Source organism: Neobacillus terrae, from assembly GCF_011393025.1.
Classification (GTDB): Bacteria; Bacillota; Bacilli; order Bacillales; family Cytobacillaceae; genus Neobacillus_A; species Neobacillus_A terrae.
The window spans coordinates 189,903-201,467 of sequence record NZ_JAAOEO010000007.1 but is presented as its reverse complement, the minus strand read 5'-3'; the positions used below and the strand labels follow the sequence as shown (position 1 = coordinate 201,467).

Sequence of the window (11,565 nt, the reverse complement as noted above, 5' to 3'; positions counted from 1 at the left end):
GCAGGAAAAAGAAAAGATAATTGGAAATCGTACAGCCGTCTATGCAACTGTCCGTTTTGTTTTTTGAAAAGGTATACACGAAGCAGCTATTAATAAGAGGTATTGAAACTGAAGAAAGTACATGGAGAAAAACACAAATGAAGTCCTACATTTGTAAGTGGTTTTTAATCTTGGCTATTTCTCTTTCGTTTTTCGCTGCCTTTTCCCAAATAAAGTCCTGGTCTGCTCTCATTTCTGCAAGAATTTGATTGGTCTTTATTTGCTCCCTCTTAATATCATCGAAGCCTTTCTTCATTTCTGCTTTCACACCATATAAATCTGCTTTTACATCGCCCATTTCCTTTTTGAGATTCTGTACCTCTTTATTCAAATTACCAGTAATCTTAATTAAATCTGTCAGCATATTTTCCATTCTTTCAAAACGTTTCTCATCCATTCTTCTCACCACCTTTGTTCACTATTATACAACAAAAGATAGTAAAAAAACGGACAGCATTCCCCGCTGTCCGAAACTTTTTTAAAACTGCAAACTGGGAATTGTAATAAGAAAAGTAGTACCTATCCCCTTCTCACTCTCTACTTCAATTTTGCCATTAACCTTATCAACAGTACTATATACCATCAGCATTCCGAGGCCGGTTCCTTCTTTTTTCGTAGAATAGTAAGGTCTACCTAATCGTAAGACCTCTTCTTTGGTCATTCCGATGCCTGTATCCTTTATTTTAACGACAATTTGATTCCCCTGCTCTGAAACATCAATGGAAAGAATACCGCCATTTTCTCTCATCGCCTCAATAGCGTTTTTAAATAAATTGATTAAACACTGCTGTGCCTGATTTTTATCGTACATAATTTTTAAAGTGTTATTAAAACTCATTTCTACATCTACCTGATGCATGTTGGCATAGGGAATCATAACATTCGTTACATAATCTATTTCTTCTTTTAAATTGGATACTACCATGTTTTCCGATTGTGGCTTTGAAAAAGCAAGAAAATCGGTGACAATTTGCTCAGCCCGTTTTAATTCTGATAAGGAAATCTCAACGTATCTTTTTTCATCACCTGTAATGTTTTGTGAATCCTTTAAAAGCTGAAGAAATCCTTTTGTAACAGTAAGCGGGTTTCGAATCTCATGAGAAACACTCGCGGATAAATCGCTCATTACATTTAATCTTTCCGAATGTAAACGATACTCTCTGGTTTTTGCATTATCAATAATTTTCTCTATTAATACCATATTAATAACCATAACTGCTGCATAGGTAGTTAATGCATAAAATGCTAAAAGCCAAAATCCTTTATCCAAAGCCGGTATGATCAAAGTAACACTTGAAAGATAAAGGACCATTGTAAATAAAGAAATGATAGCCGCAATGAAAATCCGCTTCTTGGGACTCTGTTTCATAAACACTTTATTTAATAAAGATACAAAAATATAAATTACCGTCGAAAATACGAATGAATGAAGGAAATATGGTCCTCCAATCAAAAAACGACACATATTTAACACAATATAAAGTGGGAAGGTGTATCTATAGCCCCAAAAGAGTGCTATAAGTAAAAAAGGAATGTATCGTAAATCAAAGATTGGACCAAATTCTAATTTAATTGGAAAAACCATACAAAGAATCATTGATATGGAAGAAAGAAAAATAATGACGGATTTGTTATATGTATAAAACCTATTTTCAAAGAATATTAAAAAAATCAGCACCGGAAAAAGCAGAAATAGGAAGTTTAATAGAAATGACTCAATCAACGCCGGACTCCTCTCGAGAGGTTTAAATATATAATGGGACCATAAGTATACTAACCTATATCGAGTATCCTTTACAATAGCGTTTTCAAATTGGCTTTTTCAAGAAGAGTCTATCTTAAATCCGCGAGAATCCTAGGATTGCACCAGAACAAGTTTCCTATTTTTCTCGTAAAATATGATACAACCATTAAAAAGTGAGGCGATTATATGAAACTCTATTTAGATCCAGGACATGGAGGGACTGATCCAGGCGCTCAAGGTAATGGTTTAAACGAAAAAGATATTACGCTGGATATTGCCCAAAGTATACAGACACTCCTTCTTAATCATTATGAAAATATTGATGTTAGGATGAGCCGTACAAGTGATATTACGAAAAGCTTAGCCCAGCGGACAAATGAAGCGAATTCCTGGTGCGCAGATTATTATTTGGCCATTCACATCAATTCAGCAGAAAGCAGCTCTGCTCAGGGATATGAGGACTATATCCACTCCAACGTTTCAGATACAAAAACAGCCGCAAAGTACCGGGAGATTATTCATGCGGAAGTCATTAAACTGAATCAGTTAAATGTTCGAGGGAAGAAAAAGGCCAATTTCCATGTGCTGCGCGAATCTAACATGCCGGCAATGCTTTCCGAAAATGGCTTCATTAGCAACCCACACGATGCGAGCCTAATGAAACAAGCTTCCTGGAGGCAAAGTGTTGCGCAAGGACATGCAAATGGGATTGCTAAAGTTTTTAATCTTAAACCAAAATCAAATAGTACAACATCTCCTTTGACAACTTTAATTAAGAATTCCAGTATTATTTACAAAGTAATAGCCGGGTCATTTAAAGTAAGGGAAGATGCAAATAACCGTGTCGCATTCCTTCACTCCAAGGGAATTGAAGCATTTGTTGTGACAGTTGTTATTTCAGATGAAACCTGGTATCGGGTTCAGGCAGGCGCTTTTTCAAGCCGGGCAAACGCTGAAGCCCGCGAACGGGATGTCAAAACTGCGGGCATTAAAGACGCTTTTATCGTGACACAAAGTTCTGACTCGAGCCCTGCTACAGCACATAGATCAGCACCAAACCCTTCACCTACTCAAAGTGCCAGCCAAAGCACCGTGCGTTCAGAACCAACTGGAGATTCAATCCTAGGGCCAACCTATTTGTCCCCGGAGCAAATGAACCTTTTTGCCAAGTCAGTTAATCCGGATGCACCTGAACTAGGAAGCTACTATTCTGCTTTTGGAGAATATTATGGTATCAGGGGTGACCTCGCTTTTGCCCAAGCGTTGTTAGAGACAAACTATTTCCGCTTTACTGGAGATGTAAATCCTGAACAAAACAACTTCGCCGGAATTGGAGCAACAGGAGGAGGCAATTCAGGCGCCAGCTTTAAAACACCGAAAGATGGAGTCCTTGCTCAGTTTCAGCACCTGTTTGCCTATGCTTCAACCCAATCGTTGCCTGATAAATACCCGCTCGTTGACCCACGCTTTAATCTAGTTCCAAGAGGCTCTGCTCCAGCCTGGGCCGACTTAAACGGAAAATGGGCCGTTCCTGGTACAAGCTACGGGCAATCAATTTTAAGTCTTTATGAAAAAATGATTACCTTCGCAATACACGAAATCAAATAAATAAGAGCAGCCGGATTCAATTTGAATCCGGCTTTTTACGTATTTTCTTAATAGAACACCGAAATTTACAGAAAGGAAATGTATTTGTAGAATGCGTCTTTTATTTTGTAGAACAGAGAAGCAAAAATGTAGAACCTCTTTTTAATTTTGTAGAATAGATCCCCAAAATTGTAGAAAGAGTATACATTTGTAGAAATGCTCTTCAGTTTTGTAGAACTGGTAAGCAAAAATGTAGAACCTCTATTTAATTTTGTAGAATAGATCCCCATAATTGTAGATAGGTAATATATTTGCAGAAATGCTCTTAATTTTTGTAGAACTGGGAAGCAAGAATGTAGAACCTCTTTTTAATTTTGTAGAATAGATCCCCATAATTGTAGATAGGTAATATATTTGTAGAAATGCTCTTAATTTTTGTAGAACTGGGAAGCAAGAACGTAGAACGAGTCTTTTTCTGTTTCAATAAATTGGGCAAAAGAAGAACCCTTATGATTTCAATACCTAAAATGAAAAGCCTTCCCCCTAAAGGGAAGGCCACTTTGTGCAATTAAGGAATCATCCAACTTAATAAACTTGTATTCTGCACGAATGTCAAAATACCGATTAATACAACCAGGATGAGACTATACTTAAATGTGAATCGGAACAGGTCTGCTTCCTTACCTGCTAATCCTACCGCTGCACACGCAACTGCAATGGATTGCGGAGAGATCATTTTTCCGGTAACCCCTCCTGATGAGTTTGCAGCAATCGCTAATACATGGTTCATGCCAAGGGAATCGGCCGTAATCTTCTGCATGTTTCCGAATAACAGGTTTGAAGAAGTATCGGAGCCTGTGATAAACACTCCGAGCCATCCAAGGAATGGAGAGAAGAAAGCGAACATCGAGCCTGTTTTTGCCAATGACATACCAAGAGTTGTACTCATTCCGGATGCGTTGATTACATAAGCAAAACCAACTACGGAAGCGATTGTAATGATTGGAAATTTCAATTCATTAAGCGTTTCCCCAAAGGTTGCTACCCATTCCTTCCAGGAAATTTTAAAAATAAACTTTGTAACGATGGCTGCAAAAAGAACGGAAGTACCAGCTGCGCCAAGTAATTCAAGTTTGAACACGGCTGCAATTGGAGTACCCGCCGAGCTAATGACTTTATTATTTAATAGAGGTACTTCAGGCATATAAGTAAACAAAGCACCTATGGAATTGACTGCTTTTAAAAGTCCATTTGTTCCAATATAATGACCTGCCAGTGCAAGCTTGATTGCCGGAATTCCCCAAATGGTGATAAATCCAGTTAGAATAAGGAAAGGTGACCATGCTTTAAAAACTTCAGTGCCGACGTTCTTTACTGGCGGGTTACCTGGTGCCGTTGCAATCGTAGCAGCAATTTCAGCCTCTGCTGAAAAATGGAAGATGTTTTTCGGTTTCCAGAATTTCAAAAAGATTGCCAAAGCAAATAATGAAACAAGCGCGGATAAAATATCAGGAAGTTCTGGTCCAAGGAAGTTAGAGCTGAGGTACTGAGTTACCGCGAAAGAGATACCTGTCACTAAAATTGCAGGCAGGACTTCCATTGCTTTTTTGAAGCCAGCCATAATAACAACTAAGAAAAATGGAAGGAATAATGATAAAAATGGCAATTGACGGCCAACCATTTTAGAAATTTCGATTGCGGATACGCCTGTAGGTCCTTCAACTGCAATAATTGGAGTACCAATGGCACCAAAGGCAACCGGTGCAGTGTTGGCAATTAGACATAAACCTGCTGCGTATAGCGGATTAAAGCCAAGACCTACAAGAAGTGCAGCTGAAATCGCAACTGGTGCACCAAATCCTGCTGCTCCTTCGAGGAAGGCACCGAAAGAAAACGCTACCAAAAGAGCCTGAAGACGTCTGTCCACCGTAAGTGAAACAACGGAATTACGGATAATATCAAATTGCCCAGTCTTTACTGTTAATTTATAAAGGAAAACGGATGCAATGATGATCCAGCCTATTGGCAGAACTCCATATACTCCCCCTTGTACTGCAGACATAACCGCCATCCCTGCAGGCATCTTAAACGCCACCACTGCCAGTATTAGTGCAAGCAGCAAGGTGGTTAACCCCGCAATATATCCTTGCATCCTTTTAATAGCCAAAGCCCAGAAAAAATAGAGAATGGGTATAACCGCTACCAATGCGGAAAGGGCCAGACTATCCCCTACCGCTGAAAAATTTTGTGTGAATGTCATAGTTAATCCTCCATAATACGAAATGTAATGTTACCATGAAAAAAAGTGATGGAACAGACAACGTAAGCACTATGGTGACTGATTAATATGCGAGTTTACTGCTTAATAATAAATGAGAAACACACACTCCTCTCTGTTTCGTAATAAGAAACACTGTTTTTAATTTGTTGCGAATTACAAAACATTGTTATACAACAATACTGTTATTTGTTATATAACAAGGACTTATCTTTTTTAATTATACATAACTTTGTCAGAATTTCAATAATTTTTAGAATATTAAACCCGTACAACTTTAAAAAAACATTTGGCCAATATACCTTCTCTACCAGCCAAATGTTTTTGTTTTTTAGAAAACTATAGGTATCTATTTGTAGTATAAAACTCTGAACGAAGTTAACGTAATCCAGCTTCAGCTCCCAGCCAGTTTTCCTCGAGGATATGCTTCGTTGAATATCTTGTGAGGATCATGACCGATAGGTGATGATTCGAACAGCTCGGGGTCATAAGCCGTCTCACTCCAGAAATCAGGACAAGGAAAGCTTCGGAAGCATAATCATCGCACGAAGAAAAGCGCAGCTTTTCGAGGATGTGGCGATTTTAGCCTTTCATCATCTAACCAGCTTGCGCCTTTTATTCTTTTAACTGATTCTGCTTTCAAAACCGAGCCGTACCGAAATTTGTTTACCAATGTACAGCATTCTGGCTTGAAGATGTTTCAAACGGTCTTCCGTCATACGCATTGTTGGTCCGGAGATACTTGCTGCAGCAATCACTTTTCCTAGATGGTCAAAAATAGGAACGGCAATGCACGTAATACCATATTCATTTTCTTCAAGATCCAGTGCATAGCCATTCCTCTTCACGTCTGCCAATTCCCTCATAAAGTCCTCTTTATTCGTGATGGTTTTATCTGTGTGCAAAGCCATGCCTTTGCGATCAAGGATATCGAGTACATTGCTGGAAGGAAGATGCGCGAGAATCGCTTTTCCAACGGAGGTACAGTGCATAGGCGCCCTTTTGCCTACCTTGGAATGCATCCTCAGCGTTTCATTGCCTTCTAATTTTTCAATATAAACGACTTCCCCCTGATCATAAACAACCAGATGGATTACTTCATTCGTCTCATTTTCCAGCTGTTTCAGAAAAGGCTTTGCCTCTGCCCTTAAATCAATGGAGTCCAGAAGCTTCGAACTTATCTCAAGAAATTTATAACCCAGCTTATATCGGCCGGTATCCTCATCCTGCTCAACATACCCATACTGGACAAGTGTTGAAAGGATTCGGTAAACAGAGCTTTTATTAATATCTATTTGTTTGGCAATCTCAGTAACACCCAAGCCGCCCTTTTTCATGCTAACAAGTGTAATAATATCCAATGCCCGGCTTACAGACTTAACCATATTTTCTCTTTCCAAAATTGTTCACCTCATAATTGCTGACAATAATAGTTTAAATTATAGCATAATTCTTTTACCGGGCATTGTAACGTCTTAATAGGTTTTTGAATGCTCTTTTTGATTTACAAAAGAATTACGTAAAGTTCCAATCTCCTTTATTTCACATTCAATCAAATCACCGGCACCTACGAATTCCGCTCCTACCGGACTCCCCGTCAGTATGACATCACCCGGCTTCAGCGTCATCACCTTAGTTAAATAGGAAACCATTCTTCGGATTGGAATGATCATTAAATCTGTTGCACTATTTTGTTTTTCAACACCATTCAGTCTTGCCTCAACGCTTACGGAAAAAGGATCCAGCTCGGTTTCAATAACAGGTCCTAATGGTGTGAAGGTATCAAAGGATTTACCAACTGTCCAATGGCCGTCTTGGTGGAAAAATTGAGGTGCGGTTACGTCATTTCCAACTGTATATCCAAACACATAATCAAGAACTTCTGACTCAGGTACATTTTTAGCTTCTTTTCCAATGATAATCGCTAATTCAGATTCGAATTTTACCTGTTCAATCCCTTCAGGAATGACAATTTCTTCTTCAGGGCCAATAACGGATGATGTTGGTTTAAAGAAGAAAACAGGAATTTCTGGAAGCTCGGAAGGCCGGTCCTCAACTTTCGTAACATAGTTTGCACCAATTCCAATAATTTGATTTGGCTCTAAAGGAGCAAGAAAATTTACCTCTTCAGAAGAAAATGTTTTGCCTGTGAACTGCCAATCTCCAAAAATATCTCCTTCAATTTCCCTGATTGAGTCATCTTTAATGACACCACTATAAATGGAAGAACCTTGCGTAAATCTTGTGAATTTCATTGTCATGCTCCTTTTTAGACCATATTTTTAAGTGGAATATCCTTTCGGGCAACTCCCGTTTTAATTGCAGCTTCTGCGACCGCTGCTGTTACTGCTTTCGCCACTCTTACATCAAGCGCGTATGGAATGACATATTCATTTGAAAGTTCATTAGGATCAATAAGATCGGCAATAGCGTGTACTGCAGCCAGTTTCATTTCTTCATTTATTTTAGTAGCTCGAACCATCAATGCACCTTTAAAAATACCTGGGAATGCGAGTACATTATTAACTTGGTTCGGCAAATCCGAACGGCCTGTCCCTACCACCGCTGCACCGGAAGCAATTGCTTCCTCCGGCATGATTTCCGGAACTGGGTTTGCCATGGCGAAAATAATGGAATCCTGGTTCATGGACTGTACCATCTCTTGGGTTACTGCTCCGGCAACGGACACACCGATGAACACATCTGTTCCTTTCATGACACCCTCTAAGGAACCTTGTATATTCTCTCTGTTCGTTACCTCAGCAATGGCGTCTTTCATGGAGTTCATTCCCGCCTGGCGCCCCTTATAGATGGCACCCTTTGTATCACACATAATGATATTGTTAACACCCATATTCAAAAGGAGTTTGGTAATGGCAATTCCAGCAGCACCAGCACCATTAACTACTACCTTAATGTTTTCTAGTCGTTTTCCAACAACCTTTAAAGCGTTTATAAGCCCTGCAGCAGTTACGATGGCTGTGCCGTGCTGATCATCATGAAAAACCGGAATATCCATTTCTTTTCTTAGTGTTTCTTCAATAATAAAGCAGTTTGGGGCTGAGATGTCCTCCAGATTAATTCCGCCAAATGTCGGCTCCAGTAATTTTACAGCCTGGATAATTTGATCGGCATCATTTGTATTCAAGCAAATTGGGAAAGCATCAATATCAGCAAATGCTTTAAACAATGCTGCTTTTCCTTCCATAACAGGCATTGCCGCGCCCGGGCCGATATTTCCAAGTCCTAAAACAGCGGATCCATCTGACACGACTGCTACAAGATTTCCTTTAATGGTATAGTCATAGACTTTTTCCGGGCTTAAGTAAATTTCTTTACAAGGCTCTGCTACCCCCGGTGAATAGGCCAAGCTTAAGTCTTCCGCATTTTCCATCGGAACTTTGACATTAATATTAATTTTCCCTTGAGACTGCTTATGAAGTTCCAACGACTTCTCCCGCAGGTTTGGCATAGCCTCAACGCCTCCATTCATTTTCTTTAATGTTAATGACCATTCCAGCCGTTTTTAGAAAACAGGGGCATTTTTTCGAATAAAATGCCCCCTGTTAACATTATTGTTTTACAGCAAATTTAGCTTTTGCTTCAATGCGTCTGCGGTGAAGAATTGGCTCAGTGTATCCATTTGGCTGATTGTATCCTTCAAAAATCAAGTCACAAGCAGCCTGGAATGCTACCGAATCATCGAAGTTCGGAGCCATGTTTTTATAAAAAATATCTCCGGCATTTTGCTCATCAACGACCTTAGCCATGCGATGTAAGGTATCAAGAACCTGCTCTTTCGTGGCAATTCCATGGTGCAGCCAGTTTGCCAAGTGCTGGCTGGAAATACGCAATGTAGCGCGGTCTTCCATTAGTCCAATATTATTGATATCTAAAACTTTAGAGCAGCCAACTCCCTGATCAACCCAGCGGACAACATAACCTAAAAGAGTCTGGGAATTGTTGTCGAGCTCCTCCTGGATTTCCTCTGGAGTCCAGTTAGTGTTTTCGGCAACTGGGAACTGCAGAATATCATCTCTGTAATCTGCTTTTTGATTCAGCATTTCATTTTGCACTTCTCTTACATCTACTTGATGGTAGTGTAAAGCATGAAGAGTAGCAGCTGTTGGAGACGGTACCCACGCTGTTGTTGCTCCTGTTTTTACATGACCGACTTTTTGCTTCAGCATTTCTGCCATCAAATCAGGCATTGCCCACATTCCTTTACCAATTTGGGCACGATTCTGAAAGCCAGCTGAAAGTCCGGCAACAACGTTTGATTTTTCATAGCCCTGAAGCCAACTGGACGATTTCATATCGTTTTTGCGAATCATTGGACCTGCTTCCATGGATGTATGAATTTCGTCTCCTGTTCGGTCCAGGAACCCGGTATTAATGAAAACAATGCGGTCTTTAACTTGCTTAATGGATGCCTTCAGGTTCAAAGTTGTTCTGCGTTCCTCGTCCATTACACCAATTTTAAGTGTATTGCGTTCAAGTCCAAGCAAATCTTCCACTCGGTCAAAAAGCTCGTTTGCAAAAGCTACCTCTTCAGAACCATGCATTTTTGGTTTAACGATATAGACAGAACCTTTAGAAGTGTTCTGGAATGGGCCATTTCCAAGAAGCGTATGTTTTGCAACAAGGCTTGTCACAACTGCATCCAAAATTCCTTCCTGAATTTCATCACCGTTTTGATCCAAAATAGCGCTATTCGTCATCAAATGACCTACATTACGGACAAACAGAAGGGAACGGCCATTTAAAGTAACTTCTCCTCCCTCTGGTGATACGTAACTGCGATCAGGGTTAAGCTTCCGTGTCATCTGTCTGTCGCCCTTTATGAAATTGGATGACAAGTCACCTTTCATAAGGCCTAACCAATTTCGATAAACAAGCACTTTGTCTTCAGCATCTACCGCTGCTACAGAGTCCTCGCAGTCCATAATGGTTGTAACAGCCGCTTCCAGCAGAACATCCTTAACCCCAGCTTCATCCGTGCTGCCAATAGAATGATTACGGTCAATTTGGATCTCAAAATGAAGGCCGTTATTTTTTAGCAGGATGGCTGATGGAGCTTCCTGACCTCCCTGATAACCGACGAACTTTTCTTCGTCTTTTAATCCTGTGCTTGTGCCATTATTGAGAGCTACATTTAGTTTGCCATCCTCAATAGTGTAGCGAACTGCGTCCTTATGAGATGCGTCTTTTAATGGCGCTGCCTGATCAAGGAAATTTCTCGCAAACTCAATTACCTTTGCACCGCGGACCGGATTATACTTCCCTTCACGATGTGCACCATCTTCTTCACTGATTGCATCTGTGCCGTATAGTGCATCATACAGGCTTCCCCAACGGGCATTTGCAGCATTAATCGCGTAACGGGCATTATTAACTGGTACAACTAATTGCGGGCCTGCCTGGATGGCGATTTCATCGTCGACATTTTCAGTACCAATCTCAAAATCTTCTACATCCGGTTCAAGGTAGCCAATCTCAGTTAAAAATGACTTATATGTATCAAAGTCAAAGTTTCCATTATTCTCCTGATACCAGTTGTTTAATTTATTTTGGAAATCATCACGTGTCGCTAACAATCTCTTGTTTGTTGGGGTTAAATCCTCAATTAACGCTTCAAAACCGGACCAAAACTCTTCGGGTTCCACTTGGCTTCCAGGCAGTGCTTCTGAATTAATAAAATCATAGAGTTCCTGGGCCACCTGAAGGTTCCCTTTTTTCACATAGTTTTCCATAATATATTTCCTCCTTGCGATTGTTTGTTATTACGCAACGGTGTTTCTTATTTCGTTAAAAAAATAATAGCACGTTTATCCAAAGTATTTCAATTATTTTGATAGTTTATTTTTTTTAAGAAATTGGGAGGAGATGAATACCTGATGCTTATGGAACTCATCCC

The 11,565-nt window shown here is 39.9% G+C and carries 8 protein-coding genes; 1 reads left to right on the top strand and 7 read right to left on the bottom strand.

Going from position 1 to position 11,565, the window contains the following annotated elements; translation table 11 throughout:
- Nucleotides 1-145: 145 nt before the first annotated feature.
- The gene (locus tag G8761_RS12710) at nt 146-436 is read right to left on the bottom strand and encodes a hypothetical protein (RefSeq protein WP_166027199.1); all 291 of its coding nucleotides are present in this window, start codon (nt 434-436) and stop codon (nt 146-148) included.
- A gap of 81 nt (nt 437-517) precedes the next feature.
- A complete protein-coding gene (locus G8761_RS12705; protein WP_338000954.1) occupies nt 518-1,717 on the bottom strand; it encodes an ATP-binding protein in 1,200 nt (399 codons plus the stop codon).
- 252 nt (nt 1,718-1,969) lie between these two features.
- Between G8761_RS12705 and G8761_RS12700 the strand changes: the two genes are divergently transcribed.
- Nucleotides 1,970-3,391: an N-acetylmuramoyl-L-alanine amidase gene (locus tag G8761_RS12700; protein WP_166027195.1), complete on the top strand. Its 1,422-nt coding sequence runs from the start codon at nt 1,970-1,972 to the stop codon at nt 3,389-3,391.
- A gap of 547 nt (nt 3,392-3,938) precedes the next feature.
- Here G8761_RS12700 and G8761_RS12695 read toward each other — a convergent pair.
- From G8761_RS12695 to G8761_RS12675, 5 genes are all read right to left on the bottom strand, one after another.
- Complete coding sequence (locus G8761_RS12695; protein ID WP_166027193.1) at nt 3,939-5,630, bottom strand: L-lactate permease; 1,692 nt, start codon at nt 5,628-5,630, stop codon at nt 3,939-3,941.
- A gap of 641 nt (nt 5,631-6,271) precedes the next feature.
- Nucleotides 6,272-7,048, bottom strand: coding sequence for an IclR family transcriptional regulator (locus G8761_RS12690; RefSeq protein ID WP_166027191.1), 777 nt, complete (start codon nt 7,046-7,048; stop codon nt 6,272-6,274).
- 75 nt (nt 7,049-7,123) lie between these two features.
- Nucleotides 7,124-7,903, bottom strand: coding sequence for a fumarylacetoacetate hydrolase family protein (locus tag G8761_RS12685; RefSeq protein WP_166027189.1), 780 nt, complete (start codon nt 7,901-7,903; stop codon nt 7,124-7,126).
- A gap of 14 nt (nt 7,904-7,917) precedes the next feature.
- The gene (gene ystJ, locus G8761_RS12680; RefSeq protein WP_166027187.1) at nt 7,918-9,120 is read right to left on the bottom strand and encodes an NADP-dependent malic enzyme; all 1,203 of its coding nucleotides are present in this window, start codon (nt 9,118-9,120) and stop codon (nt 7,918-7,920) included.
- A gap of 100 nt (nt 9,121-9,220) precedes the next feature.
- A complete protein-coding gene (locus G8761_RS12675) occupies nt 9,221-11,401 on the bottom strand; it encodes a malate synthase G (RefSeq protein WP_166027184.1) in 2,181 nt (726 codons plus the stop codon).
- Between the last annotated feature and the right edge of the window lie 164 nt (nt 11,402-11,565).

Coding starts and splice junctions, on each gene's coding strand:
- G8761_RS12700 (WP_166027195.1), top strand. CDS start 1,970: ATGAAACTCTATTTAGATCCAGGACATGGAGGGACTGATCCAGGCGCT.
- G8761_RS12695 (WP_166027193.1), bottom strand. CDS start 5,630: ATGACATTCACACAAAATTTTTCAGCGGTAGGGGATAGTCTGGCCCTT.
- G8761_RS12710 (WP_166027199.1), bottom strand. CDS start 436: ATGGATGAGAAACGTTTTGAAAGAATGGAAAATATGCTGACAGATTTA.
- G8761_RS12675 (WP_166027184.1), bottom strand. CDS start 11,401: ATGGAAAACTATGTGAAAAAAGGGAACCTTCAGGTGGCCCAGGAACTC.
- G8761_RS12685 (WP_166027189.1), bottom strand. CDS start 7,903: ATGAAATTCACAAGATTTACGCAAGGTTCTTCCATTTATAGTGGTGTC.
- ystJ (WP_166027187.1), bottom strand. CDS start 9,120: ATGCCAAACCTGCGGGAGAAGTCGTTGGAACTTCATAAGCAGTCTCAA.